Raw genomic sequence first — 25,823 nt, forward strand, 5'->3', positions numbered from 1 at the left:
GGGTTTCCAACGCTTGATCAGGCCAGGGAGCAAATCCTCCCCCCAGCGGGGGAGGTGGCGCGGAGCGCCGGAGGGGGAAGTCCTGCAGACCCTGCCGATTCCCCCTCCGTCGCCGCTTCGCGTCGACACCTCCCCCGCTGGGGGGAGGATTTAAGCCTCAAACCAGCTCCACCGCCATCGCCGTGGCTTCGCCGCCGCCGATGCAGAGCGAGGCCAGGCCCTTCTTGCCGCCGCGCGCCTGCAGGGCGTTGATCAGGGTGCAGAGGATGCGCGCGCCCGAGGCGCCGATGGGGTGGCCCAGCGCGCAGGCGCCGCCGTTGACGTTGAGCTTGTCGTCGGGGATGCCCAGCTCCTTCTGGGCGATCATGGCCACGACCGCGAAGGCCTCGTTGACCTCGAAGAGGTCGACGTCGGCGACGCTCCAGCCGGCCTTCTTCAGCGCCTTCTGCATGGCCGGCACCGGGGCGGTGGTGAAGAGGCCCGGCTCGTGGGCGTGGGCGGCGTGGCTGACCACCTTGGCGACGATCGGCAGGCCCAGCGCCTTGGCGACGCTCTCACGGGTCATGACCAGGGCCGCGGCCCCGTCGCTGATCGAACTGGAGTTGGCCGCCGTGATCCCGCCGTCGCGGCTGAAGGCGGGCTTGAGGGTCGGGATCTTGGCCGGATCGGCCTTGCCGGGCTGCTCGTCGGTGTCGACGACCTCGGTCCCCTTGCGGGTGACGACGCTGACCGGGGTGATCTCGGCCTTGAAGGCGCCGCTCTCGACCGCCGCCTTGGCCTTCATCAGGCCCCGGGTGGCGTAGTCGTCCATGGCCTCGCGGGTGAACTGGTAGGTCTGGGCGCTGTCCTCGGCGAAGGCGCCCATCAGCTTGCCGGGGGTATAGGCGTCCTCCAGACCGTCCAGGTACATGGAGTCCCACATCTGGTCGTGGCCGATGCGGGCGCCGGCCCGGTGCTTGGACATCAGGTAGGGCGCGCCCGTCATGCTCTCCATGCCGCCGGCCACCACGACGTCGACGCTGCCGGCCGCCAGGGCGTCGTGGGCCATGATCGCGGCCTGCATGCCGCTGCCGCACATCTTGTTGACGGTGGTGGCCTCGACCGAGAGGGGCAGGCCCGCGCCCAGCGCCGCCTGGCGGGCCGGGGCCTGGCCAAGGCCGGCCGGCAGCACGCAGCCCATAATGATCTGCTCGACCTTGTCGCCCGCGACGCCGGCGCGCTCGATGGCCGCCTTGACCGCCGTGGCGCCCAGCTCAGTGGCCTTCACCCCGCCCAGCGCGCCCTGGAAGCCGCCCATCGGCGTGCGCGCATAAGAGACGATGACGACGGGATCAGCGGCGGACATGGATCAGGCTCCCTGGAAGGTATTTTGGGGTGGGATAGGCCCTCATCGCGTCCGAACAGGCAAGAGGGTTGCGGAAACGTGATGCGAAAGGGGCGAGCGGCGCCGCCGGAAAAGCGAGCCGCTCGCCAGGTGGCAATGAACCGAGAGAGTCAATTGCGAAAAAAAACCTATGCCGGTTCATCTTCAAACGCAACGCTCTCTTGCTTTCCCCGGCGGAACGCCCCAACCTTGTCGAATGGGTCGTACAGCTGACTATACGAACGAACGTTGCTCGGTCGCCGCCACGCTGGAAGTCGTCGGTGATCCCTGGACGCTGCTGATCCTGCGGGACGCCTTCGCCGGCGTGAAGCGGTTCGAGCAGTGGCAGGATCGCCTGGGCGTCGCCCGCAACGTCCTGGCCGCGCGGCTGAAGACGCTGGTGAGCCACGGCGTGATGGAAACGCGGCGCTATTCGGAACGCCCGCCGCGCCATGAGTACTGGCTGACCGAAAAGGGCCTGGCCTTGTCGCCGGTGCTGCTGACCATGGCCGAGTGGGGCGACCGGCACGTCTATGGACGAGACAAGTCGCCGGTGCTGTTCCGCCACAAGACCTGCGGCTGCGCCTTCCATCCGGTGCTGGCCTGCGAGGCGTGCGGCCAGGTCGTCGACCGGCGGGATATCGAACGGGCCGGGCCTCAGGACCTGACCGCGCCGACCGTGGGCGAGGCGCTGGACGCGGTGAAGATCGCCGCCGAATAGGCGCTGCCACCGATCAGCGCGACAATCCGCCGCAGCCCTTGGAGCGGGTCGTATTCGGGAAGGCTTCACCGTTCTCGGAACACGGTTTTCCGCATGTTCGGCGCCGCCAGTCTCTTCCGACGGATACGGAACCTCTTCGCCATTCGGCGCGACCAGCCCGAACTGGTGATCGCCCAGGCGCGCGCGCTCGCCTGGCAGGTGCCGCTGATGTACGTGGTGGTGCTGGGCAACGCCTACGCCCTGGCCGCAAGCCATCTGCGTGTGGCGCCGCTGTGGCTGAACATCGGTTTGCCGGCGCTGCTGACCGTGGCCTGCGCCATTCGCAGCGTCGGGTGGCTGAAGATCGGCGGCGCCGGCGTCGACCCCGAACAGGCCGCCCGCATGCTGGCCGGCACGCTCAAGACCTCGGGCTTCCTGGCCGCCCTGTTCGCGGGCTGGTCGCTGGCGCTCTATCCGTATGGCGACGCCTATCAGAAGGCCCACATCGCCTTCTACATGTCGATCACCGTCATCGCCTGCATCTTCTGCCTGATGCATCTGCGCGGTGCGGCGATCCTGGTGACCTTGGTCGTTCTGGGGTCGATGGTGGTCTTCTTCGGGACGACCGGCCAGCCGGTGTTCCAGGCCATGGCTGCCAACATCGTCGTCGTCTCGGCGGTGATGATCGTGATCCTGCTGGCCCACTATCGCGAGTTCTCCGACCTCGTGCGCTCGCGCGTGACCTTGACTCAGAAGGCCGAGGAGGCCCGCCGTCTCAGTGACGAGAACGACCGCCTCGCCAACCTCGACAGCCTGACCGACCTGCCCAATCGCCGCCGCTACTTCGCCGAGCTGGACGCGCGCGTCGAGGCCGCCCGCCAGAGCGGCCAGGGCTTCGTGGCCGGGGTCATCGACCTGGACGACTTCAAACCGATCAACGACGCCTTCGGCCACGCCACCGGCGATCGCCTGCTGATCGAGGTCGGCCGCCGCCTGCGGGCGTTCGAGGGCGCGCCGATCCTGGCCGCGCGCCTGGGCGGCGACGAGTTCGGCCTGATCATCGACGCGGCGCTGGAGCCGGACGCCCTGCGCGTGCTGGGCCGCGAGCTCTGCGCTTCGCTACAGGCCACCTACGACCTACGCGGCGTGCGCGCCCAGGTCGGCGCCTCGATCGGCTTCTGTCCGTTCCCGTCCGGCGCCGACACCAGCGAGCAGCTGTTCGAGCGCGCTGACTACGCGCTGTACCACGCCAAGCAGAACGGCAAGGGCGCGGCGGTGGTGTTCGACGAGCGCCACGAGGCCGCCATCCGCGACATGGCCGTGGTCGAGCAGGCTCTGCGAAGCGCCGATCTCGAGCAGGAGATGAGCGTCCACTTCCAGCCCCTGGTGGACATCGTCAGCCAGCGCACCATCGCCCTGGAGGCGTTGGCCCGCTGGACTAGCCCCGAGATCGGACCGATCCGTCCCGATGTCTTCATCGGCGCGGCCGAACGCTCGGGCCAGATCGTCGAGATCACCCGCCTGCTGGTCGCCAAGGCGCTGCGCGAGATGCGCGCCTGGCCGATGGACGTGCGGGTGTCGATCAACCTGTCGGCCCGCGACATCGCCTCGATGGAGAACGTCCGCCGACTGCTGGCGATCGTGTCGGAGAGCTGCATCGCGCCCCACCGCATCGATTTCGAGATCACCGAGACGGCCATCGTCTGCGACTTCGATCAGGCCCGCGACGCCCTGGCGGCCTTCCATGAGCTGGGCGTGCGCACGGCCCTGGATGACTTCGGCACCGGTCACTCAAGCCTCAGCCACCTGCGCCTGCTGCCGCTGGACAAGCTGAAGATCGACGCCAGCTTCGTCTCGGACATCGAGCACAATCCCACCAGCGAGGACATCGTCCGCACGGTGCTGCAACTGGGCCGCAACCTGCGCATGGAGTGCGTGGTCGAGGGCGTCGAGACCGAGGCCCAGCGCGACCGGGTGGCCGCGCTCGGCGCCACGGTCATGCAGGGCTACCACTTCGCCCGGCCGATGCCCGCCGAGGCGGTGCCGGGCTATCTCAACGGCGAAGCCGTCTCGGCCGCGCGCCGTCGGCGTGGACGGGGCGCGGGTCCTGACGTCTGGGATGGGGACTTCTGCCGCGAGGCCGGCTGAGGCGCTCCACATCCAAGCGTTTCGGCTGAACTTGCGTTGAGCGGGGGCGCTGGTCCGGATGCAAATCCTCTTCCTTCGACAAGCTCAGGATGAGGATTTTGTGCGAGCCGAGGGTGACAGTCGTCCTCACCCTGAGCCTGTCGAAGGGCGAGGACGGCTCTCACGGCCGCCACCAACACTGGATGCCCTTTAGAGCCCGTTTGCCAGGTCCATCTGCCGGGTCGTGCCCGCGATGAAGCCGCCGCCCAGCACCCGGTCCGGATCGGCCGGATCATAGAGCACACAGGCCTGGCCCGGCGCGACGCCTTCCTCGGCGCCGTCGAAGACGACCGAAAGCGCGCCATCGATCATGGCCAGGCGGCCGGGAACCGGTTCGCGGGTCGAGCGCACCCGGGCCAGCACCCGCTGTCCGTCCTCGGCGGCGGCCTCCAGGCTGTCCTGAGCGCCCAGCCAGCTTCCTTCCTTCAAGGTCAGGGACGCGGTCAGCAGCGCCTCGCGCGGGCCGACGATGACCTGGCGCTTGTCGGCGTCGATCTTGACCACGAACAGCGGGTCGCCGACGGCGATGTTCAGGCCCCGGCGCTGGCCGATGGTGTAGCGGGTCACGCCCTCGTGGCGGCCCAGCACGCGGCCGTCCAGATGGACGACGTCGCCGGCCTCCGCGCCCTGCGGGCGGATGCGGTCGATGACGGTGGTGTACTTGCCCTCGGGCACGAAGCAGATGTCCTGGCTGTCGGGCTTGTCGGCGATCGACAGGCCAAGACCGGCGGCGACGGCGCGCACCGTCGGCTTGTCCATGCCGCCCAGCGGGAAGCGCAGGAAGTCCAGCTGCTCGCGCGTGGTGGCGAACAGGAAATAGCTCTGGTCCTTGGCCGGGTCGGCGGCGCGGCGAAGCTGCGGACGGTTGCCGCCGTTTCCGGGCATGGCGCGCTGGACATAGTGGCCGGTGGCCATGGCCTCTGCGCCCAGGTCGCGGGCCACGTCCAAGAGGTCGCGGAACTTGACCGTCTGGTTGCAGCGCACGCACGGGATCGGCGTCTCGCCGCGCAGATAGGCGTCGGCGAAGTCCTCGATGACCTGCTCGCGGAAGCGGCTCTCATAGTCGAGCACATAGTGCGGGATGCCGATGCGCTCGGCGGCCATGCGAGCGTCCAGGATATCCTGGCCTGCGCAGCAGGCGCCCTTGCGCGAGATCGCCGCGCCATGGTCGTAGAGCTGCAGGGTCACGCCGACGACGTCGTAGCCGGCGCGGGCCAGCAGGGCGGCGGTGACGGTGGAGTCCACCCCGCCCGACATCGCCGCGACGATCCGCGTGCCCTCCGGCAGGCCGACGGCGGCGCGCACCTGCTCGACCGCGCGCGCGATCAGCGTGTCGGAGTCGAGGGCGGGGGTCGTGTCAGTCAAAGCCAGGTCCATCGCCGCCATATAGCGGCTCGACCCGGATTTTGCGAGGCGAGGGCTAGAGCAGGGCGGGTTGGGCGTTTGGTCGCAGGGCCAGCTGGTCCAGCAGGCGGGGGATCCGCTTCTTGAGGCCAAAGAAGCCGCCGCGTCCCTGCGGCCAGGTCAGGGCGTCGTAGGGACGGCCCGGAGACTTCAAGGTCAGGCCGCGCACGGCCAGCTGGGACGCCAGCGCGTCCAGTCGATCCCGGGTCGGTCCGACGGGCGCGTGCGCGGTGACGATGTTCTGACCCCGGCGGCCAGGGCGGCCTGCGCCAGCATCTCCACGTCGAGGGGGCCGCGATCGACCGGCGCGTCGGGAAAGGCCAGGCGCGCGCGGGCGACGACGTCATTCAGGGCCTGGCGGGCGAAGTCCTGGACGAGGCCGGATCGCGGCTGTCCGTCGATCTCCACCGCGTCGGCGACATGGACCGCCGCCACGGCCACGCCTGGGGGCAAGAGGCTCTTCGGGGTGAGGTCTTCCTCGGTCACCAGCAGCAGAAGCGGGCCGTCCGGTGGGGCGAGGTCGAGGGCCGGGGTGGTCCAGGGCTGGGCGAACGGCGGCTCCTCCAGGGGCGGGGCGTCGCTCGCCAGACCCCGGGGGCGGAACCGGCCTTCAGTGTAGCGCTCGATATTGTCGGCCCTGGCCAGATAGGTCTTGCCCGGCGTGTGCAGGCCCACCACCCAGCGCCACGACAGGGTGTTGGCGGCCGGGTCGCCGTCCAGCAGCCGCGCATGCATGAAGGCCGCGCCCAAGGCCCAGGGCAGGCGCAGGGTGTGGCTCCAGATCGAGGCGAACCACATGCGGGCGTGGTTGTGCAGGTAGCCGCTCGCCGCCAGTTCCGTGACCCAGGCGTCGAAGGCGTCGATCCCGGTGCGGCCGGCGACGGCGTCGGCGTGGCGGCGGGCGAGGGCGGGGTCACGCTCCAGCGCCGCACGGCCCTGGGCGAGCGCCGCTCGGTAGCGGATCCAGATCTCGGGCTGGCCTTCCAGCCTTCCCTTGAAGTGGGCGCGCCAGAACACCTCGTCGATGAACTTCTCGGCCGAGGCTTCGTCATGGCGCGCCAGGACGCGGGTCAGCACCTCGCGCTCGGTGACCATGCGGCGGCGGATATAGGGCGACAGGCCCGAGACGGTCGGAGCCTCGACCGCGTGGTTGCGCCGCGACGCGTAGGCGCGACCGGCGTGGGGCGCAAAGGCGTCCAGGCGCGCCAGGCCGGCGGCGCGCGTGGCGGTCCAGGTCGAGAAAAGCGAGCTCATGCTTACGCTTACGGCCAGGTCGGCCGAGCGGATGGAGGAGCCTATTTCAGAACATTCAGCAGCGACGAGGCCTGCAGGCTGGTGAACACCTGGGCCGAGGCCTGCACCGCCAGCTTTGCGGCCTCCAGGCGGGTGACGGCCTCGGCCATGTCCACGTCGACGATGCCGCCGACCATGGTGGTCAGGGTGTCGGCCTGGTTGGAGAGATCGGTCTCGGCGGCTTCGAAGCGCTTCTGGTTGACGCCATTCTTCCCCTGGATGTCGACCACCGACTTGTAGGCCGTGTCGAAGGTGGTCAGCATGCCCTTCAGGAAGTTGACCTGGGTGTCATTGAGGTTGCCGGTGAAGGCGCCGTTGGCGTCGATATAGGCCTGGACCTGCTTGAAGGCGTCGAAGGTCGCGGTGCCCAGGGCGTCGCCCAGCACGCCGGTCTTGGCGTTGGTCTGCTCATCGACCCGGTTGGTGGTGATGTACTGGTCGTTCTGGAACAGCGATGCGGTCGACGGGGCCGCCGTCAGGTCGGCCATGGTGGCGGCGGTGGTGGTCGCGGTCTGGGTCTGGGCGCCGGAGAACACATAGAGCCCGTTGGACTTGGTGTTGACGCCTTGCACCACCTCGCTGAACGCCGCCTGCAGCTGCTGCATCAAGGTGGTGGCGTTGCCGGCGGCCATCGCGTTGGCGATGGCTTCGCGCGCATCCTTGGTGCCGTCGGCGACCCGGCCGATGCCGGTGTTCTGCATGTCCAACCGATTGGTGACCAGCTTGGTCTGGTCCAAGAGGCCGTTGATCTTGGTCTGGGCGCTGCGCATGGCGGTCAGCACCTCGGCGTTCTTGGCGTAGCCGCGCAGGTCGGTGGCGATCTTCTGGCTGGCCACCTGGGCGCCTACGTCATTCTGGCGGATCTGCGCCTTCATGAGGTTGGACGTCATGATGTTGTAGTTCTGGACGGTCGAGACGCGGGTCATGTCTTACCCCAGGATTCCGGTGAGCACGTCGAACATGTCCTTGGTCGCCTGGATCAGGCGGGCCGAGGCGTTGAAGGCTTGCTGGTAGGTGGTCAGGTTGATCAGTTCTTCGTCCAGGTTCACGCCCTCTTCGGACTGACGCTGGCTGTCGACTTCGCTGGACACCGCTGCGGCGGCGTCCTTGCGGCTTTCGGCGGTGGCGGCCTTGCGGGCGATGGAGCCCCCGAAGTCGGCGGCGTAGCGCGACACGGTCATAGTCACCGAAGCGGCGCTGCCTGCGACGCCGAACGTGGCGGTGTTCTCGCCGGCGTTGGCCAGGGCCAGGGCGCCGCGCCCGTCGCCGATCGCCAGGGCCGCATTACCGCCGACGGCCTGGGTCAGGTCCAGCTTGGCGAACGGCAGAAGCTTGGGGTTCTGGTCCATCGCCGTGTTGAGGAAGAACTTCTCGCCGCGCGTGCTGCGTTCGGCGGGACCGATGCCGAACAGCTGGCTGGCCGACGGACCGCCGGCGCCGCGCTCGGTGCTGTCGGCGACGATCGACATCGTCACCGGCGTGTTGGTGTTCGACGTGAAGCTGACCTGACCCTTGGCGTTCATGGAGAACTGGCCATAGAGGCCGACCCCCGAGGCGCGGGAGTTCAGCGCATCGATCATGTTCTGCATGGTCCCGCCCACGGGCGGGGTGAAGGGGATGTCCCGGATCCGGCCGCCCTCGACGTCGGTCAGCCGGATCGTCATCTGGCCGGTGGTGAAGCCGTGCGGGTCCGACGACGTCAGGCCCGTCTCGTACGGCGAGTAGCCGCTGGTGCGGACGATGTCGTTGAGGCCGAAATAGTGGCTGAAACCCTTGCCGGTCTTGCTGGACGGGGTCGTGGCGTCGTCGGCGATGGCCACGCCCAGGCCGCCCACGCCGTTGATGCTCAGGGCGCCGTTCGAGAAACCCGCCGCGCCCTGGCCGCCCAGGGCGGTGTTGAGCTGGGCCAGGAAGTTGGCCGAGGTGAAGGCCGGGCCGGCCGCGCCGTTCACGGTCATCGTGCCGGCGTCGAAGTCGATGTCGATCCGGCGCTGGATGACGCCGCTGGCGTTGGTCAGGGCGATCGTCGTCTTGCCGGTGAAACCGGTCAGGGCCGCCTGGGCGTCCAGACCGGTGTTGCGGCCCGTCAGGCTGGTGGGGGCGGGCACCGACGAGGCGGCGTTGGCGGCGCGGTTGATCTCCTCGGTCGCGCGCGAGGTGAACTCGCCCAGCTGGTCGGAGAGGTTGACCAGGTCGATGTTGCGCACGTCCATCAGGCCGCGGATCTCGCCGCTCGAGATGTTCAGCGGGACCGGATAGTCCGAGCCGTTGGCGAGTTGCACCGTCAGGAAGCCCGTCGCGGTGGCCGAGGTCTGGTAGGTGATCTTGGCCGCCCCGTCGCCCGCCAGGTTCAGGCCCTCGGTGGACCGCACCACGATCCCGCCCAGGGTGCGGGGCGAGATCTGCACGTTCATCAGCTCGGAGAGCTCATCAACCAGGCTGCTCTGCACATTCTCGGCGCCCGTGGCGTCCGCGCCCGCGACCTTGGCCCGCGTGATGTCGGTGTTCAGGGCGTCGATCTGGCTGAGCAGGTCATTGACCCGCCCGACGTCGGCGGCGATCCGCGTGTCGGCGTCCTTGCCCAGCTTCGACAGCGAGGCGGTGATGCGGCTGGACTCGCTGAGGAAGTCGTCCAGCCGGGTCAGCGCCTGGGTGCGCAGCAGGCTGGAGGAGGGGTCATCCTGCGCCGAGGAGAACGCGGCGTAGACGTCGTCCAGCACGGTGAAGAAGCTTGTCGAGCCGCTGGGGTCGCCAAACAGCTGCTGGGCGCTGTTGAGCGTGCTGGCGACGATCGAAGCGCGGCCGCTTTCCGAGGCGGCGTTCAGGCTGGCTGACTGCAGGAAGGCGTCGGTGGCGCGCTTGATGGCGTCGATATTGACGCCCACGCCCATGCCGTTGGACAGCAGGTTGGACTGGCTGACCGTCTTGCGGACATAGCCGGTGGTGTTGACATTGGCGATATTGTCCGACGTGACGCGCAGACCCGTCTGCGCGGCCATCATGCCGGACGTCGCCGTGCTCATGATCGCATTGAGCGACATGGATCAGGCCTCCTTCGGCTCGGCAAACCGCGCAACGCACGACGCGCCGTTGCCCGGCGAAACTTGCCGGGTCGCGGTGGGGCATGATCCCCGATGATGTGCCAAGCCATTGAAATTCATGGCGATGTGTTCCGACTGCCGGAAATTCGACGAGAGGTCTTCCGCAAGGACGGCGCCAAGCCGGGGCGCGGCCCGGCGACGCGGCAACTCCCGTCCCTGAAGGCCGCCCGAGCTCGGCAAAAAGCGCCGCGTCCGGCGCGATTTTTCTTCGTAAACAAGCCATTAAAGTAATTAATAACAGAGGCTTAGGCCGTGTTCTCCGAGTTGGCCCGACCGTTGCTGAGGGAGGCGACGAAGGCGTGTCCGTCATGGAGCGCCGCCAACCGAGCAACGACTGCGAATGACCGCGATCGCCGCACCCACCGCCGCTCTTCCCGCCGCGCCGACCCCGGCCGGCGGCGTCAAGGCGTCCGCCGAGGGCTTCGACGCCCTGCTGGCCATCGCCGGCCGTTCCGACGACGCGCCGTCCCCGCGTCCGACGCCCCAACGCGCCGAGACCAAGGCCGACGATCGGGATGCGGATCGGGACGTGAAGGCCGTCGAAAAGCCCGCCCGGACCGAAACCAAGGCGGTTGAACGCGACGACGAGACCCGAGCCGACAGCGGCGATGCGGTCGAAGACGCCCGCGACGCCAAGGCGCCGAGCGACCGGACCGCCGACAAGGCGGCCGGCGAGGAGACGGCCGACGCCGAAACGGGCGAGGAGACTTCGACCGAGGCGGATACGACCGCCGCCGCCGCTCAGGCCGCCGCGACGCTGATCGCCGCCATGACCGTCGAGCCCACGACCACGGTCCCCGCCGAAGCGACTGAAGAGGCGGCCCCGGCGGTTGCGACCGTCTCGGCCAACGACGTTGCGGCCTTCGCCGCCGCCGTCGAGACGATCGACGTCGCGCCGGTCGCCACCCCGCAGGCCGCCGCCGATCCGGCGCTTGAGACCGCCGTTGCGGCGTCGCCGCAGGCGCCGTCCCAGGCCCCGGTCGCGACCGCCGAAGGACAGGCGCTGGACGCCGCCGGGCTCGAGGCCCTTACGGCCCTGGCCGGCGAGGAGCCGGCGGTGGTCGACACCAAGGTCGCGCCGCAGACGCCGACCGCCCCGTCTCAAGCTACGAACGCAGCGCCGTCGGCCGCCGCCGCGACCGCCCCGCAGGTCGCCGGCCTCTCGGCCCCGGTGGTCGAGGCGCCGATCGCCCCGGCGGCCGCGCCGGTTGAGGTCGCCGTCGCAGAAGAGGTCGCCCCGGCGGCGATGACCGCCGCTGTCGACGCCGCTGAGGTCTCGCCCGCCGTGACGGCGGATCTCGCGCCGGTCGCGGCCAAGCCGGCCGAAGCGACCAAGGCCCAGAGCGCGCCGGTTGCGACCCCCGCCGTCGTGGCCGCCGAAGTCGCCGAGACCCCGCAAGCCGTGGCCGCCGTCGCCTCAGGCGCCTCGAGCGGCGACGCCAACGCCAACGGCGACGCCAATACGAACGCCAAGGGTTCGGAGACCGCCGCCGGCGCCGTGACGCTGGAGGCTTCGGTCGCCGGCGCGGCGACCCCCGAGGCCTCGCCGTCCGCGACGCCGACGCCCCTGGCCCCGACCCCTGTCGCCAGCGCCAACGCGCCCGCCGCCGCGCCGGCGCCGGTGCGCGGTTCGCCCGAAACCGTTGCGGCGCTGTCGGCCGAGATCATCAAGAAGGCCGACGCCAAGACCACCCGCTTCGACGTGGCCCTGACGCCCGACGGCCTGGGCAAGGTCGACGTGCGGATCGAGATCGGCCGCGACGGCGTCCTGACCGCGTCGATGCGTTTCGACACCGTCCACGCCGCCCAGGAGCTGCGCGGAAAGGCCAATGAACTGCGTCAGGCCCTGGCCGACGCCGGCTTCAACGTCGCCGACAACGCGCTCAGCTTCGACGTCTCCAGCCAGGGCGGCCAGAGCCAGAACCCGTTCTTCGCCTTCGAGGGCTGGGGCGACCAGGGACAGCGCGCCTTCTCGGGCCGCGCCTTCCAGGCCGCCCTGACCGGCGAGGAAGACATCACCATCACCCCCGAACTGCTGCCCGGCCTGAAGACGGTCGCCGACAGCGGTCTGGACATCCGGATCTAGGAGATACCGACATGGCCACCGCCGTCTCGTCACAAAACACCGCGTCGGTCCTCGACAAGATCAACAACTCGCGCACGTCGCTGGCGACCAACAAGGAGACCTTCCTGCAGCTGCTGACCACGCAGCTGAAGAACCAGGACCCTCTGTCGCCGACCGACACCACCCAGATGACCCAGCAGATCACGTCGATGACCGGCGTGGAGCAGCAACTGGTCACCAACGACCTCTTGGCCGCTCTGGTGGGCATGAACACCGGCACGGGCCTCTCCGAGGGCGTCGCGATGATCGGCAAGCAGGTTTCGGCGATCAGCGACACCTCGACCCTTAAGAACGGTACGGCGACCTTCTCCTGGACCCAGCCCAGCGCCTCGGCGTCGCTGAAGGTCGAGATCAAGAACCCCGCCGGCAAGGTGGTCCGCACCTTGACGCCGGATGACCAGAAGAGCGGCGACCACACCATCACCTGGGATGGCAAGGACGACAGCGGCGCCCAGCTGCCCGACGGCGGCGTCTACGGCATCGTCGTGACGGCCAAGACTGGCGACGGCAAGGAGATCAAGGCGACCAACATCAAGGGTCGCACCGAGGGCGTGGTGACCGCCGTCGACAACGCCACCGGTCAGCCGATGGTCGTGGTCGATGGCAAGACCATCCCCGTCGACAACGTCGTCGGCATCAAGGCGGCGGCCTAGAGCACTCACCAGGCCGAGGCGGCCTGAACCCACCATCGACCGGGCGTCAGAAAGACGCCGACGCGGTCCCCGGAAGACGGTCTTCCCGCGGATCCAAACGCAAACAGCGCTGAACCCTCGTCCCCCCATTTTTGTAGGAATTCAGTCATGAGCATCAACAGCGCCATGCTCGCCGGCGTTTCCGGTCTGGTCGCCAACTCGTCGGCCCTGGCCGCGATCTCGGACAACATCGCAAACGTCAACACGGTCGGCTTCAAGCGTTCGACCTCGAACTTCTCGACGCTGGTCACGTCCGGCAACAAGAACCAGACCTACAGCGCCGGCGGCGTGAAGGCCCAGACGCACCAGTTCATCAGCCAGCAGGGCCTGACCCAGTCGACGACCTCGAACCTGGATATCTCGATCTCGGGCTCGGGCTTCTTCGTCACCACGGAAAAGCCCGAGAACCTGACGGCGACCGATACGCGCTCGTTCACGCGCGCGGGTTCGTTCCAGCTCGACAGCCTCGGCTATCTGCGCAACGACGCGGGTCTGTACCTGCAAGGCTGGCTGGCCGACCCGGTCAGCGGTCTGATCACGCCCGATCCGTCGGACCTGATGCAGCTGGCCTCGATCAACGTCGGCAGCGTCGGCGGCACGGCCGAGAAGACCACCCGCGTCGGCGTCAACGCCAACCTGCGCTCCGAGCAGCCCGTGGCGGCCGCCGTTTCGTACAAGGTCGGCACGGCCGGTTCGCCGTCGAAGTCGAACGTCGTCGACTCGGCCGGTACGTCCCACAATTACGATGTCATCTACAGCTCGACGGGCATCGCCAACCCCGTCTCGGGCAACAACGAGTACCTGGTCGACATCAAGGAAAACGGCGTGATCGTCGCCACCGGCAAGGTGGCCTACGACGCTGCGACGAACGAGATCGTCAGCTCGACGATCGACTACAAGGGCGCTTCGCCGGTGGCAGGCTCCACCACCACCACGCGGATCAACGCCGCTGGCGATACGATCGACCTTGAGGACCTGGGCATCATCGACACCGCCGGCGTCGACGACGCCGAGGTCGTGGCGGGCAAGCTCTATGATCCTTCGACCTGGTCGATGTCCGACTACGCCAAGGATAACAGCAAGGGCGTCAAGCCGGACTTCGAAGTCCAGATCCCGCTGTCGGACTCCAAGGGCGGTCAGCGCACGGTGACCCTGTCGCTGCTGAAGGGCCCCGGCCCGAACCAGTGGTACGCCGAGCTGCGCGCCAAGCCGGGCGATCTGGCCAACAATGGCAACGGCCAGATCAGCACGGGCATCGTCGAGTTCACCACCGACGGCAAGCTCAAGAGCACCGGCAGTCTGTTCGGCAGCACCAGCCCGACGGCCATCACCATCAAGAGTTCGGGCTATATCGCGCCGGCGGTCACGCCGCCGGCCGTGCAGCCGCCCGCGCCGCCGACCTGGGCCGACGCCCTGGGCATCGACGAGCAGGAAGTCCAGATCGATCTCGCCAGCGCCGCCGGCGGCCTGACCCAGTACAACAGCCAGTCGGTGGTTCAGTCGGTCAACACCAACGGCACGGCCTTTGGTAACCTGACGAACATCGAGGTCGATGAGAACGGCTACGTCTCGGCCATCTTCGACAACGGCGTCACCCGCCGGATCGCCCAGGTCGCCATCGCCACCTTCTCGAACCCCAACGGTCTGAAGGGCGTCAACGGCAATGCTTATCGCGTCACCAACGAAAGCGGCACCTACAGCCTGAAGGCTCCGTCGCAGGGCGGCGCCGGCGCTCTGGCGCCCTCTACCCTTGAAGCCTCGACCGTTGATCTGTCCCAGGAGTTTACCGGCCTGATCACTACTCAGCGCGCCTACTCGGCTTCGTCGAAGATCATCACGACCGCTGACCAGATGCTTGAGGAACTCTTGAATATTAAGCGCTAATCATAGGGCTTAACATTCTTTAATTCTTGTGTTTCACACTGAGACACTACGGACTGCTAAGGAGCCATCTTGTTTAGGCCTTTCTTTACTATTGGAATTAAGCCGCTGTTATTAGGCGGCGCCTATAGTGGCCTTCAACAGTGATGGTTGTGGGAAAGGCGTAAAGCCATGTTGCAGCAGCAGCGCACCAACAGCCGGGGTGAAAAGTACGTCATCGGTCCGACCGGTGCGCCTCTCACTCTGGCGGATTTGCCGCCTGCGGAGACCCAGCGTTGGGTCATCCGTCGGAAGGCCGAGGTCGTGGCCGCCGTTCGCGGGGGTCTGCTCTCGCTCGACGAGGCGTGCGATCGTTACAAGCTGACGAACGACGAGTTCCTCAGCTGGCAGCAGTCGATTGATCGGCACGGCCTGGCGGGCCTGCGGACCACCCGGATCCAGCAGTACCGTTAAGGTGGGTAGGGTGTGTTGATGTGACCGCCCTTCCTGGCCTCGAAAACCCCACGGGCCTTGCGCCACAAGGGTTTGATGACGTTCAGCGGCCGCGCCTGCAAAGGCGCGGCCGCGACGTTTTGGCGCCGCCGGAACGCCCGACGATCGGCAGATATAAACGCCTCGTTTACCTTGTACTGGGTAAATCCTGCCTACCGGCGAGCGCTTCGTATGCGTTTGGCGGGCTTCCCCTCGGGGATTGTTGACGCAGGGGATGGGGCTTCGTGGAAAGCTTTCTGGGTTCAATCAGGCAGTTCGGCGTCGGGCGTCTCGCCGCGATGCTGGGCGTCGGCGCGGGTGTCGTCGCCGTGCTCGTGGCCCTGGTCATGTTCATGGGCAAGGAGCCCAATGAGCTGCTCTATTCGAACCTCGACCTGAAGGAAGCCTCGGAAGTCACCCAGGCGCTGGATCAGGCCGGCATTAAGTACGAGACCAAGGGCGACGGCTCCACGATCATGGTGCCGCGCGACAAGGTCGCCAGCGCCCGCCTGATGGTGGCCGGCAAGGGCCTCGTGAGCTCCGGCTCCATCGGCTACGAAATCTTCGACACCAACAACGCGCTGGGCCAGACCGACTTCGTCCAGCAGCTGAACCGCCAGCGCGCCCTGCAGGGCGAGCTGGAGCGCACGATCAAGGCCATGCAGGGCGTCAACAGCGTCCGCGTGCACCTGGTGCTGCCCAAGCGTCAGCTGTTCGAGGAAGACGCCGAGCAGCCCTCGGCCGCCGTGACCATCGGCGTCGGCTCGCGTGAGCCCTCGTCGGACATGGTCCGCGCCATCCAGAACCTGGTCTCGTCGTCGGTGCCGAACATGAAGGCCGAGAAGGTCGCGGTCATCGATCAGCACGGCAAGACCCTGTCGGCGCCCAGCGACGAGAGCATGGCCGGCAAGATGGCCCAGGACCGCAAGTCCGAGGTCGAGGCCCGCATCGCCAAGACCGTCAAGGACATGATCGAGGGCGTTCTGGGCCCGGGCAAGGCGCGCGTGAACGTCACCGCCGAGCTGGACCTGAACCGCGTGACCACCCAGGAAGAGCGCTTCGATCCCGACGGTCAGGTGATCCGTTCGGAGAGCACGACCGAGGCGTCCAGCCAGGAAAACAAGAACGACGACAACGCCGGCGTCACCGCTGCGGCCAACGTTCCCGGCGGTCAGGGCGCCAACGGCTTCCAGCAACTGGGCTCGCGCTCGGGGCAGAACGACGCCGTCACCAACTACGAGATCTCCAAGTCGGTGACGACCACCGTCCAGGAGCCGGGCACGATCAAGAAGATCGCCGTCGCGGTCGCCATCGACGGCGTCTCGGCCCCGATGGCTGCGGACGGCAAGCCCGGCGCCTACACGCCGCGCACCGCCCAGGAGATCCAGCAGATCGAGGAGCTGGTGAAGACCGCCGTCGGCTTCGACGCCGAGCGCGGCGACCAAGTCCGGGTCACCAACATCAAGTTCCCGCAGCCTGAGGACCAGGGTCTGGAGAAGCAGGGTCTGCTGGCGGGCTTCGACAAGAACGACATCATGCGCGCCGCCGAACTGGGCGTGCTGGCGGTCGTGGCTCTGCTGATCCTGCTGTTCGCGGTCCGTCCGTTCATCAAGAACCTGTCGGCGCCGGCGCCGGGCCAGATCGCTCTGGCCGGCCCGTCGGGCGGACCGCCCGTCACGCGACTGGTGACGCTGGCGGACGGCACGCAGCAGCAGGTGGTGGTCGATCAGTCGGGCGAGCCGATCGCGCTGGCCGGTCCGCCGGTCAGCGACATCGACCAGCGCATCGACATCGCCAAGATCGAGGGTCAGGTGAAGGCCTCGTCGATCAAGCGCGTGTCCGAGTTCGTCGAAAAGCATCCCGACGAGTCCGTCGCGATCCTGCGTAACTGGCTGCACGAGTCGACCTGATGGCTATGAAGCTCGCCGTCAACGACGTGAAGAACCTGTCGGGGCCGGAAAAGGCCGCGATCGTTCTGCTTGCCCTGGGCGAGGAGCACACCAAGATCTGGGAAGCCCTCGACGACGAGGAGATCAAGGAAGTCTCCCAGGCCATGGCGGGCCTTGGCACCGTCTCGGCCTCGGTCGTGGAAGACCTGCTGGTCGAGTTCGTCTCGGGCATGAGCTCGACAGGCGCGATCATGGGCTCGTACGAACAGACCCAGCGCCTGCTGGCCTCGTTCATGCCGGCCGACAAGGTCGACGCCCTGATGGAAGAGATCCGCGGTCCTGCGGGTCGAACCATGTGGGACAAGCTGGGCAACGTGAACGAAGCGGTGCTCGCCAACTATCTGAAGAACGAATACCCCCAGACCGTCGCCGTCGTGCTGTCGAAGGTGAAGAGCGACCACGCCGCCCGCGTGCTGGCCTGTCTGCCGGAAGACTTCGCCCTGGAATGCGTCACCCGCATGCTGCGGATGGAGCCGGTGCAGCGCGAAATCCTCGACAAGATCGAGATGACCCTGCGCACCGAGTTCATGTCGAACCTGGCGCGCACGTCCAAGCGCGACAGCCACGAGATGATGGCCGAGATCTTCAACAACTTCGACCGCCAGACCGAAGCCCGCTTCATCGCCGCCCTGGAAGAGCGCAACCGCGAAGCCGCCGAGCGCATTCGCGCGCTGATGTTCGTGTTCGAGGACCTCTCGAAGCTGGACCCGGGCGGCATCCAGACCCTGCTGCGCGGCACGCCCAAGGAGCAGCTGGCCCTGGCCCTGAAGGGCGCCTCGGACAAGCTGCGCGACATGTTCTTCTCCAACATGTCCGAGCGCGCGGCCAAGATCATGCGCGAGGACATGGACAGCATGGGCCCCGTGCGCCTCAAGGACGTCGACGCCGCTCAGGTGGGCATGGTGCAGGTGGCCAAGGATCTCGCCGCCAAGGGCGAGATCATGCTGGCCGGCTCCGGCGCCGACGACGAACTGATCTACTGAGGGGCATGCGATGACCGATATCCCTCACCGCAAGTTCGCCTTCGACACCGTCTTCGACGACCACGGCGGCGTGGCCTACACCGCGCCGCGCGTGAAGAAGAGCTTCACGCCCGAAGAGGTCGAGGCCGCCAAGGCGCAGGCTTATGCGGAAGGCGAGCGCTCGGCCCTGGTGCGCACCGAGCAGGAGGCCGCCCAGGCTCTGGCCGAGGTGGCGCACGCGGTGCAGCAGGCGTTCGGGACCCTGGCCCATGTCGCGCACGAGCACCGCGAGGGCTCGGCGATGCTCGCCCTGGCCTGCGGGCGCAAGATCGCCGACGCGGCCCTGACCCATTTCCCCGAGGCGCCGGTCACCGCAGCGCTGGAGGCTCTGGCCCGCGAGGTCGAGGCCCAGCCGCGCATCTTCGTTCGGGTGTCGCCCGAGCTTGAGGAGCGCACCCAGCAGGCGCTGGAGAACGTCGCCGCGCAGATCGGCTTCCAGGGCCAGATCGTGGCCCGCGCCGACGGCGCCATGGCCCCGGCGGCCTTTACTTTCGACTGGGGCGATGGCCGCGCGGCCTTCGACCCGGACGGCGCCGCCCAGCGCGTCGCCGAGGCGCTGGAGGCGGCGATCGCCGCTGAAGGCCTCCACGCCGAACCCCTGTTTACCTAGGAAGGCTGACGAACGATGGCCGAAGACAATCTCACGCTCGACGAATTCGGAGGGGCCATGCTGGCCTCCGAGGCTCCGATCGAACTCAGCGACAAGACCGCTGCGGACCTGGCGCCGGTCTTCGACGTTCCGGTCAACATCTCGGCCGTGCTGGGTCGCGCCAACATGTCGGTGGCGCAGCTGCTGCAGCTGGGCCAGGGCTCGATCCTGGAGCTGGACCGCAAGGTCGGCGAGGCGATCGACATCTACGTCAATAACCGCCTGGTCGCCCGGGGCGAGGTCGTCGTCGTCGACGAGCGCCTGGGCGTGACCATGACGGAAATCATCAAGGACGGCGACCAGGGCTAAAGCCCGGTGGTCGTTCGAGAGGGAGAGTAAGAGATGCGGCTTCTGGTCGTTGGAAAACTGAACGGGCAGCTCTCGGTCGCCGTGAAGATGGCGATGAGCGCGGGCGCGAAGGTCTCGCACGTCGAAACGACGGAGCAGGCGACCAACGCGCTGCGGGCGGGGCAGGGCGCTGACCTTCTGATGGTCGACTATGTGCTCGACATCGCCGGGCTGATCGCCGCCAACGAAGCCGAGCGGATGCGGGTGCCGGTGGTGGCCTGCGGCGTCGACGCCGATCCGATGCGCGCGGCCAACGCCATCAAGGCCGGGGCCAAGGAGTTCATCCCGCTGCCGCCGGACGCCGAGCTGATCGCCGCCGTCCTGGCCGCCGTCACCGACGATGAAAAGCCGATGGTCGTCCGCGACCCGGCCATGGAACAGGTCATCAAGCTGGCCGACCAGGTCGCCCCCTCCGAAGCCTCGATCCTGATCACCGGGGAGAGCGGCTCGGGTAAGGAGGTCATGGCCCGCTATGTCCACGGCAAGTCGCGCCGGGCCAAGGCGCCGTTCATCAGCGTCAACTGCGCCGCCATCCCCGAGAACCTGCTGGAGAGCGAGCTGTTCGGCCATGAGAAGGGCGCCTTCACCGGCGCCATGGCCCGCCGCATCGGCAAGTTCGAGGAGGCCGACGGCGGCACCCTGCTGCTGGACGAAATCAGCGAGATGGACGTGCGCCTGCAGGCCAAGCTGCTGCGCGCCATCCAGGAGCGCGAGATCGATCGCGTCGGCGGCTCCAAGCCGGTCAAGGTCAATATCCGCATCCTGGCCACCAGCAACCGCGACCTGGCCCAGGCGGTGAAGGACGGGACGTTCCGGGAAGACCTGCTCTACCGTCTGAACGTCGTGAACCTGCGCCTGCCGCCGCTGCGCGAGCGTCCGGCCGACGTGATCAGCCTGTGCGAGTTCTTCGTGAAGAAGTACTCGGCCGCCAACGGCATCGAGGAAAAGCCGATCTCGGCCGAGGCCAAGCGCCGCCTGATCGCCCACCGCTGGCCGGGCAACGTCCGCGAGCTGGAAAACGCCATGCATCGGGCGGTGCTGCTGTCGGCGGGCCCCGAGATCGAGGAGTTCGCCATCCGTCTGCCCGACGGCCAGCCGATGGCCCCGGCGCCGGACGTGGCGGTGGCCCGCGGCGCTCAGATGGCCGCCGACGCCGCCTCGCGCGCCTTCGTCGGCTCGACCGTCGCCGAGGTCGAGCAGCAGCTGATCATCGACACCCTGGAACACTGCCTCGGGAACCGCACCCATGCGGCCAACATCCTGGGCATCTCGATCCGCACCCTGCGCAACAAGCTGAAGGAATATTCGGACGCCGGCGTGTCGGTGCCACCGCCCCAGGGCGGGGTCGGGGCTGCGGCTTAAGACCAAGGCGTCGAGGTGGCGGGACCGAAAACCTCGCCCTTCGACAAGCTCAAGGCGAGGTTTTCTATGCCTGGCCCGGCGCTTCATTCGTCCTCACCTTGAGCCTGTCGAAGGGCGAGGACGACGCAAAGCTCCAGATCGATCTGGCCGCCGCCGCGACCATCGGTCCGGCGCCGCGCCGCGAAAAATTTGGTTAACAAGATGGCGGCGGGCCGCAAATCGCTCCAAGCGAAAGCCTAGCTTCCATCCCCGGTTCAAGGTTCCGAATGGCCGACGCCGCCGCCCCGAACGCCAGCTCGATGCCCAGCCCCAAGTCGCTGCTCGACGGGCTGATGCGTGGCGAGATGGGCCTGGCCCTGGGCGTGGTCGGCATCATCGTGCTGCTGATCATCCCGGTTCCGGCGCCGCTGCTGGACGTGCTGCTGGCCATTTCGCTGACGGGATCGGTGCTGATCCTGATGACGGCGATCCTGATCAAGAAGCCGCTGGAATTCACCTCGTTCCCGACCGTGCTGCTGGTCACGACCCTGTTCCGACTGGGTCTCAACATCGCCTCGACCCGCCTGATCCTGAGCCACGGCCAGGAAGGCACAGGCGGGGCCGGCGCGGTGATCGAGGCCTTCGGTCACCTGATGATGCAGGGCAACTTCGTCATCGGGGTGATCGTCTTCATCATCCTGATCGTCGTGAACTTCATGGTCGTGACCAAGGGTTCGGGCCGCATCGCCGAAGTGGCGGCCCGCTTCACCCTGGACTCGATGCCCGGCAAGCAGATGGCGATCGACGCCGACCTATCGACCGGCCTGATCAGTCAGGACGAGGCCAAGATCCGCCGCAAGGAGCTGGAGCAGGAAAGCACGTTCTTCGGGGCCATGGACGGCGCCAGCAAGTTCGTGAAGGGCGACGCGATCGCCGGCCTGATCATCACCGCCATCAACATCATCGGCGGCATCATCATCGGCGTCGTCCAGCACAAGATGCCGTTCGGCGACGCGGCCTCGACCTACACCATCATGACCATCGGCGACGGCCTAGTCAGCCAGATCCCGGCCCTGATCATCTCGATCGCCGCCGGTATGGTCGTGTCCAAGGCCGGCGTTGAAGGCTCGGCCGACAAGGCCCTGACCACCCAGCTGGCGATGAACCCGGTGGGCCTGGGCATGGTCTCGGCCTCGTCGGGCGTCATCGCCCTGATCCCGGGTATGCCGATCTTCCCGTTCGCGGCGATGTCGCTGGCCGCCGGGGCCCTGGCCTACAAGCGCGTCCAGGACGCCAAGAAGCCCAAGGCTCTCGACCCCGCCGACCTCGAGGCCGCCGCACCGTCCGAGCCGGAGGAGGAGCCGATCAGCGCCTCCCTGGCCATCGACGACGTCAAGATCGAGCTGGGCTATGGCCTGCTGACCCTGATCAACGACCTGGACGGCCGCAAGCTGACCGACCAGATCCGCGCCCTGCGCAAGACCCTGGCCAGCGAGTACGGCTTCGTGATGCCGCCGGTGCGCATCCTCGACAACATGCGCCTGGCCAACCAAGGCTACGCCATCCGCATCAAGGAGATGGAGGCCGGCGCCGGCGAGGTCCGCCTGGGCTGCCTGATGTGCATGGACCCGCGCGGCGGCCAGGTCGAACTGCCGGGCGAGCACGTGCGCGAGCCGGCCTTCGGCCTGCCCGCCACCTGGATCGCCGACGATCTGCGCGAGGAGGCCACCTTCCGCGGCTACACGGTCGTGGACCCGGCCACGGTGCTGACCACGCACCTGACCGAGATCCTCAAGGAGAACATGGCGGACCTGCTGTCCTACGCCGAGGTGCAGAAGCTCCTGAAGGAGCTGCCCGAGACGCAGAAGAAGCTGGTCGACGACCTGATCCCGGGCACGGTCACCGCCACCACCGTCCAGCGGGTGCTGCAGTCGCTGCTGCGCGAGCGGGTCTCGATCCGCGACCTGCCGCAGATCCTGGAAGGCGTCGGCGAGGCCGCGCCGCACACCGCGTCGGTCACCCAGCTGGTCGAGCAGGTTCGTGCGCGCCTGGCCCGCCAGCTGTGCTGGGCCAATCGCGGCGACGACGGCGCCCTGCCGATCATCACCCTGTCGGCCGACTGGGAGCACGCCTTCGCCGAAGCCCTGATCGGTCCGGGCGACGACAAGCAGCTGGCCCTGCCGCCCTCGCGCCTGCAGGACTTCATCCGCGGCGTCCGCGACAGCTTCGAGCGCGCCGCCCTGGCCGGCGAGGCGCCGGTTCTGCTGACCAGCCCGGGGGTGCGGCCGTATGTCCGCTCGATCATCGAGCGCTTCCGCGGCCAGACTGTGGTCATGAGTCAGAACGAGATCCACCCCCGCGCGCGTCTGAAAACGGTCGGGATGGTTTAGGGGGAGTACGGACGATTTTTCACAAAAGGTCGCCGGAATGTGACAATTGAAGGTGGACCGAAGCGCTGTCCCAAGGTGGTGTCTTGCAACCCGTCCTCACGTCTCTCGTCGCGCTTGTCGCGGCCGGCGCTTGTCTGTCGCCCAACCTCGCTCTGGCCCAGGATCAACTGAGCCCCGACGAGGTGGCCGCGCTTCGCAACGAGATCGCCAACCTGCGCGCTCAGCTTCAAAAGATGGAGCGGCGGCTCGACGCGGTCACCAACGCTCCGCTGACGACCGCGCCCGCCGCGCCCCCCGCCATACAGCCGCCTGCGCCGGCCGCGACGACCGTCGCCACGGCCTCGCCCCCGGCGGCGAAGCCCGCCTCGACGCCGACCGAGATCACCTGGCGCGGGTCTCCGCAGTTCACCAGCGGTGACCGCAGCTTCAAGGCCAAGGGGCGCATTCAGATCGATGTCGGCCAGGTCGATGCGCCGAAGGGTCTGGTGGATCGAGGCCTGGGCTATGGCGCCGAGATGCGGCGCATCCGACTAGGGGGGGAGGGCGAGCTCGGCGCTGGCGTCGGCTACGAGCTGGAGCTGGAGCTTTCCGACAACGCCGTCAATCTGGTCGACACCGTCGTGACCTACGAGACCGGTTCTTGGCTTTTGGCCGTGGGCAATCACAACCCGTTCCAGTCGCTGGACGAACTGACCGGCGACACCATCGGCTCGTTCATGGAGCGCGCGGCCTTCACCGATGCGTTCAACTTCGAACGCCGCCTGGGCGTCTCGGCCCAGTACGTAAAGGGCCCCTGGGTTCTGCAAGGCGGCCTGTTCGCCGATGACATCGAGGCGCTCGCCAACAGCAGCGACGGTCCCGAAGGCGGCGACGAGAACAACAGCCATGGGCTGGACGGGCGGGCCGTCTACGCGCCAAAGCTTGGCCAGACCCAGCTGCATCTGGGCGGGTCGGCCCACTGGCGAACCCTCAAGCGCGTCACCGAGGCCGGGACCCGCTATCGTCAGCGCCCCTATGTCCACACCAGCAACAGCCGCCTGATCGGAACCGCTGTGCTGCCGGTCGAGGAAGAGGTTCACTATGGCCTGGAGGGCGCTTTTGTCAGCGGCCGCTGGCACGGCGCGGCCGAGACCTATTGGCAGACTGCGGAACTGAAGACCGGGACGCGCCCGACCTTCTTCGGCGGATATGCCGAGCTCGGCTACTTTCTGACGCGCGATACGCGGGGCTACCGGAGCGGCCAGTTTAGTCGCACCAGACCTTCCAAACCGCTGGGCGGCGGCGGTGTCGGAGCGCTGCAGGTGAATGTCCGTTACGACTACCTCGACCTCAACGATCGCGGCGTGGTCGGCGGCAAGCAAGACGCCTGGCTGGCGGCGCTGATCTGGCAGCCGCTTGGCTACCTCCGCTTCCATCTCAACTACGGCCTGCTCGATTACCAGGACGCCACGCCGCTGCGGAACGGCGACCGCGACTACAAGGTCAATGTCGCGGGCGCGCGGATGGAGCTGGACTTCTAGCCTGCCTTGGCCGCCTTCGCGCCCGGCGCCGGGCGGTACTGCTCCGCGTCGCTCGTGAACTCGGCGTGCCCGTAGCGCGCCAGCTGCTTCTTCAGCCGGGCCACCAGCCTTCGGTCGGCGAGGTCGGCGACGCCCGGCACGTTGCGCGCCAGGCGATAGGCGGCCAGCCGGCTGCTGACCAGCAGCGCCACCAGACCAAACAGCATGATGTCGCGCGGACCAATCTCGACGCCCATCCGCCGCGCCGCCGCGCGGTCGCCGTTCAGGAAGTTCTTCAGGAAGAACACCTTGGCGAAGCCGCGCTCGACCTTGTCGAACAGCCTATTCTCGGGGCTTTCATCGGGCGGCAGGTAGGCGTTCAGGGTGGCGCGGACCAGCTCGCCGCAGGTGGCGTCGTCGAAGCCGGCGCGCAAGGTGGCGCTGCGGGCGTTCATGGTGTCGACCACGCCCTGCGGGGTGTCGGCCAGGAGGTCCTCGGGCAGGCCCAGCAGGAAGCAGCGATAGCGGGCCAGCTCGACGCGGGCGCGCTCCTCGGGCGTGAAGACGGTGCGGCCCGTGGCCACGATCTTGTAGCTCATCAGGAAGATCGGGATCAGGCCGGCGGGCATCTGGTCGACCTGCGGGATCGGGATGCCATAGACGCCGACGTCCCACAGGTTGGAGCGCTTCCGGGCGTTGAACCGCACCATCGAGTGCATCAGCCGCACCATGGCGGCGGCCTTGAACCCCGCCCCGTGACGCTCCAGCGACCCCGGCAGCAGGGTGGTGGTGAAGAAGGTCGCCGTCTCATTGACCCGGCGGGCGGCGGTGTCGTTCGACAGGGTTCCGGTCAGCGCCATGGGCAGGGCGGCGTACTTGTTCATGAAGGTGGCGATGAACGCGCCCCGGATCGCGAACGGCCCCAGATTGGCGGCGGCGTTGCGGTCCAGCTTCTGGCCCTCGCGCACCATGTCCATGTCCAGCCAGTCGGGCACGCGCTCCATGTCGGCGATGAAGGCGGCCAGCTCCGGCGGCGCGTCGGGCACGGCGGCGATTCCCTGATCGCAGGCCGTGGTGAGCATCTGGATCAGGGGGCGAAAGCCGTACTTCGGCATCAGCGCCGCATAGGCGTCGGCCACGACGTCGCCCAGCAGGGTGTAGGCCTTGATCAGGGCCAGCTTGTCGGGATCGAGCTTCGCGTGCGCCAGGCGCGGGGCGATGCTGGTCTTGGGATCGTCGGTGAAGCGCTCGGGCGTGAGGTCGAAATCGACGTCGCCGTAAAGGGCAGGGAGGGCCTGCTTCTGCGAGGCGACCTTGGCGCGAACCCTCTCCAGAGCGGTGTTCATGCGATCCTCCCAGGGCGGCGGTCCCACGCGGACCCTCGTCTCTGATCTCAGCCTATGTAATC

The 25,823-nt window shown here is 67.9% G+C and carries 21 protein-coding genes and 2 pseudogenes; 14 read left to right on the top strand and 9 right to left on the bottom strand.

Going from position 1 to position 25,823, the window contains the following annotated elements; all coding sequences use genetic code 11:
* Nucleotides 1-157: 157 nt before the first annotated feature.
* Nucleotides 158-1,345: an acetyl-CoA C-acyltransferase gene (locus OVA11_RS07455; RefSeq protein WP_268066856.1), complete on the bottom strand. Its 1,188-nt coding sequence runs from the start codon at nt 1,343-1,345 to the stop codon at nt 158-160.
* Between the two features lie 235 nt (nt 1,346-1,580).
* Between OVA11_RS07455 and OVA11_RS07460 the strand changes: the two genes are divergently transcribed.
* Nucleotides 1,581-2,084: a winged helix-turn-helix transcriptional regulator gene (locus OVA11_RS07460; RefSeq protein WP_010918780.1), complete on the top strand. Its 504-nt coding sequence runs from the start codon at nt 1,581-1,583 to the stop codon at nt 2,082-2,084.
* Nucleotides 2,085-2,177: 93 nt separating this feature from the next.
* Entirely contained in the window at nt 2,178-4,211 is a 2,034-nt protein-coding gene (locus OVA11_RS07465) for a putative bifunctional diguanylate cyclase/phosphodiesterase (RefSeq protein ID WP_268066858.1), read from the top strand.
* Nucleotides 4,212-4,275: 64 nt separating this feature from the next.
* On the opposite strand, the pseudogene OVA11_RS07470 reads toward OVA11_RS07465, so the two are convergent.
* The 7 genes and pseudogenes from OVA11_RS07470 to OVA11_RS07500 all read right to left on the bottom strand — a co-directional run.
* A pseudogene (locus OVA11_RS07470) lies at nt 4,276-4,368 on the bottom strand (hypothetical protein); the annotation flags it as partial.
* Nucleotides 4,369-4,400: 32 nt separating this feature from the next.
* The gene (gene mnmA / locus OVA11_RS07475; RefSeq protein WP_268068921.1) at nt 4,401-5,627 is read right to left on the bottom strand and encodes a tRNA 2-thiouridine(34) synthase MnmA; all 1,227 of its coding nucleotides are present in this window, start codon (nt 5,625-5,627) and stop codon (nt 4,401-4,403) included.
* A gap of 43 nt (nt 5,628-5,670) precedes the next feature.
* Nucleotides 5,671-5,823, bottom strand: a complete 153-nt coding sequence (locus OVA11_RS07480; protein WP_268066860.1) for a hypothetical protein — start codon at nt 5,821-5,823, stop codon at nt 5,671-5,673.
* Complete coding sequence (locus tag OVA11_RS07485; protein ID WP_268066862.1) at nt 5,811-6,908, bottom strand: FAD-binding domain-containing protein; 1,098 nt, start codon at nt 6,906-6,908, stop codon at nt 5,811-5,813. Before OVA11_RS07485 ends, OVA11_RS07480 begins: the two co-directional genes overlap by 13 nt.
* Nucleotides 6,909-6,949: 41 nt before the next feature.
* The gene (locus OVA11_RS07490) at nt 6,950-7,873 is read right to left on the bottom strand and encodes a flagellin (RefSeq protein WP_268066863.1); all 924 of its coding nucleotides are present in this window, start codon (nt 7,871-7,873) and stop codon (nt 6,950-6,952) included.
* A gap of 3 nt (nt 7,874-7,876) precedes the next feature.
* Complete coding sequence (gene flgK / locus OVA11_RS07495; RefSeq protein WP_268066864.1) at nt 7,877-9,988, bottom strand: flagellar hook-associated protein FlgK; 2,112 nt, start codon at nt 9,986-9,988, stop codon at nt 7,877-7,879.
* A gap of 3 nt (nt 9,989-9,991) precedes the next feature.
* The gene (locus OVA11_RS07500) at nt 9,992-10,108 is read right to left on the bottom strand and encodes a hypothetical protein (protein ID WP_101685783.1); all 117 of its coding nucleotides are present in this window, start codon (nt 10,106-10,108) and stop codon (nt 9,992-9,994) included.
* A 280-nt stretch (nt 10,109-10,388) separates the two neighbouring features.
* On the opposite strand from OVA11_RS07500, the gene OVA11_RS19795 reads away from it, so the two are divergent.
* The 12 genes and pseudogenes from OVA11_RS19795 (at nt 10,389) to OVA11_RS07560 (ending at nt 24,436) form a co-directional block, all read left to right on the top strand.
* Nucleotides 10,389-12,134 (top strand): flagellar hook-length control protein FliK, encoded by a 1,746-nt coding sequence (locus OVA11_RS19795; protein ID WP_442780888.1) that lies wholly within the window; start codon nt 10,389-10,391, stop codon nt 12,132-12,134.
* An 11-nt stretch (nt 12,135-12,145) separates the two neighbouring features.
* Nucleotides 12,146-12,826 carry a flagellar hook assembly protein FlgD gene (locus OVA11_RS07510; RefSeq protein ID WP_268066865.1) on the top strand — a complete coding sequence of 227 codons (681 nt, stop codon included), beginning with the start codon at nt 12,146-12,148 and terminating at the stop codon, nt 12,824-12,826.
* Between the two features lie 147 nt (nt 12,827-12,973).
* Nucleotides 12,974-14,749, top strand: a complete 1,776-nt coding sequence (gene flgE / locus OVA11_RS07515; RefSeq protein ID WP_268066866.1) for a flagellar hook protein FlgE — start codon at nt 12,974-12,976, stop codon at nt 14,747-14,749.
* Nucleotides 14,750-14,917: 168 nt separating this feature from the next.
* Nucleotides 14,918-15,199 carry a CtrA inhibitor SciP gene (sciP, locus tag OVA11_RS07520; protein ID WP_010918787.1) on the top strand — a complete coding sequence of 94 codons (282 nt, stop codon included), beginning with the start codon at nt 14,918-14,920 and terminating at the stop codon, nt 15,197-15,199.
* Between the two features lie 20 nt (nt 15,200-15,219).
* Nucleotides 15,220-15,444 carry a hypothetical protein gene (locus OVA11_RS07525; RefSeq protein ID WP_268066867.1) on the top strand — a complete coding sequence of 75 codons (225 nt, stop codon included), beginning with the start codon at nt 15,220-15,222 and terminating at the stop codon, nt 15,442-15,444.
* An 18-nt stretch (nt 15,445-15,462) separates the two neighbouring features.
* Nucleotides 15,463-17,127: a flagellar basal-body MS-ring/collar protein FliF gene (gene fliF / locus OVA11_RS07530; RefSeq protein ID WP_268066868.1), complete on the top strand. Its 1,665-nt coding sequence runs from the start codon at nt 15,463-15,465 to the stop codon at nt 17,125-17,127.
* On the top strand, nt 17,127-18,149 hold the full coding sequence (gene fliG / locus OVA11_RS07535) for a flagellar motor switch protein FliG (protein WP_268066870.1): 1,023 nt from the start codon (nt 17,127-17,129) through the stop codon (nt 18,147-18,149). Before fliF ends, fliG begins: the two co-directional genes overlap by 1 nt.
* Nucleotides 18,150-18,159: 10 nt before the next feature.
* A complete protein-coding gene (locus OVA11_RS07540; RefSeq protein WP_010918791.1) occupies nt 18,160-18,798 on the top strand; it encodes a protein FlbE in 639 nt (212 codons plus the stop codon).
* 15 nt (nt 18,799-18,813) lie between these two features.
* Nucleotides 18,814-19,146 carry a flagellar motor switch protein FliN gene (gene fliN, locus OVA11_RS07545; RefSeq protein ID WP_010918792.1) on the top strand — a complete coding sequence of 111 codons (333 nt, stop codon included), beginning with the start codon at nt 18,814-18,816 and terminating at the stop codon, nt 19,144-19,146.
* A 33-nt stretch (nt 19,147-19,179) separates the two neighbouring features.
* Entirely contained in the window at nt 19,180-20,547 is a 1,368-nt protein-coding gene (gene flbD, locus OVA11_RS07550) for a sigma-54-dependent transcriptional regulator FlbD (protein ID WP_268066871.1), read from the top strand.
* A 266-nt stretch (nt 20,548-20,813) separates the two neighbouring features.
* Nucleotides 20,814-22,916, top strand: coding sequence for a flagellar biosynthesis protein FlhA (gene flhA, locus OVA11_RS07555; RefSeq protein WP_268066872.1), 2,103 nt, complete (start codon nt 20,814-20,816; stop codon nt 22,914-22,916).
* A gap of 39 nt (nt 22,917-22,955) precedes the next feature.
* Nucleotides 22,956-24,436: pseudogene (locus OVA11_RS07560) on the top strand (OprO/OprP family phosphate-selective porin).
* On the opposite strand, the gene OVA11_RS07565 reads toward OVA11_RS07560, so the two are convergent.
* Entirely contained in the window at nt 24,433-25,761 is a 1,329-nt protein-coding gene (locus OVA11_RS07565; protein ID WP_268066873.1) for an oxygenase MpaB family protein, read from the bottom strand. The pseudogene OVA11_RS07560 and the gene OVA11_RS07565 sit on opposite strands and share 4 nt — an antisense overlap.
* Between the last annotated feature and the right edge of the window lie 62 nt (nt 25,762-25,823).

Source organism: Caulobacter sp. SL161 (assembly GCF_026672375.1).
Lineage (GTDB): Bacteria > Pseudomonadota > Alphaproteobacteria > Caulobacterales > Caulobacteraceae > Caulobacter.

Bases quoted from the DNA above. Each gene is read 5' to 3' on its own strand.
- OVA11_RS07500 (WP_101685783.1), bottom strand. From the start codon at position 10,108: ATGAATTTCAATGGCTTGGCACATCATCGGGGATCATGCCCCACCGCG.
- OVA11_RS07510 (WP_268066865.1), top strand. From the start codon at position 12,146: ATGGCCACCGCCGTCTCGTCACAAAACACCGCGTCGGTCCTCGACAAG.
- OVA11_RS19795 (WP_442780888.1), top strand. From the start codon at position 10,389: ATGACCGCGATCGCCGCACCCACCGCCGCTCTTCCCGCCGCGCCGACC.
- OVA11_RS07565 (WP_268066873.1), bottom strand. From the start codon at position 25,761: ATGAACACCGCTCTGGAGAGGGTTCGCGCCAAGGTCGCCTCGCAGAAG.
- OVA11_RS07485 (WP_268066862.1), bottom strand. From the start codon at position 6,908: ATGAGCTCGCTTTTCTCGACCTGGACCGCCACGCGCGCCGCCGGCCTG.
- flhA (WP_268066872.1), top strand. From the start codon at position 20,814: ATGGCCGACGCCGCCGCCCCGAACGCCAGCTCGATGCCCAGCCCCAAG.
- fliG (WP_268066870.1), top strand. From the start codon at position 17,127: ATGGCTATGAAGCTCGCCGTCAACGACGTGAAGAACCTGTCGGGGCCG.
- flgK (WP_268066864.1), bottom strand. From the start codon at position 9,988: ATGTCGCTCAATGCGATCATGAGCACGGCGACGTCCGGCATGATGGCC.
- OVA11_RS07465 (WP_268066858.1), top strand. From the start codon at position 2,178: ATGTTCGGCGCCGCCAGTCTCTTCCGACGGATACGGAACCTCTTCGCC.
- OVA11_RS07540 (WP_010918791.1), top strand. From the start codon at position 18,160: ATGACCGATATCCCTCACCGCAAGTTCGCCTTCGACACCGTCTTCGAC.
- OVA11_RS07460 (WP_010918780.1), top strand. From the start codon at position 1,581: ATGGGTCGTACAGCTGACTATACGAACGAACGTTGCTCGGTCGCCGCC.
- sciP (WP_010918787.1), top strand. From the start codon at position 14,918: ATGTTGCAGCAGCAGCGCACCAACAGCCGGGGTGAAAAGTACGTCATC.
- OVA11_RS07455 (WP_268066856.1), bottom strand. From the start codon at position 1,345: ATGTCCGCCGCTGATCCCGTCGTCATCGTCTCTTATGCGCGCACGCCG.
- flgE (WP_268066866.1), top strand. From the start codon at position 12,974: ATGAGCATCAACAGCGCCATGCTCGCCGGCGTTTCCGGTCTGGTCGCC.
- flbD (WP_268066871.1), top strand. From the start codon at position 19,180: ATGCGGCTTCTGGTCGTTGGAAAACTGAACGGGCAGCTCTCGGTCGCC.
- mnmA (WP_268068921.1), bottom strand. From the start codon at position 5,627: ATGGACCTGGCTTTGACTGACACGACCCCCGCCCTCGACTCCGACACG.
- fliN (WP_010918792.1), top strand. From the start codon at position 18,814: ATGGCCGAAGACAATCTCACGCTCGACGAATTCGGAGGGGCCATGCTG.
- OVA11_RS07490 (WP_268066863.1), bottom strand. From the start codon at position 7,873: ATGACCCGCGTCTCGACCGTCCAGAACTACAACATCATGACGTCCAAC.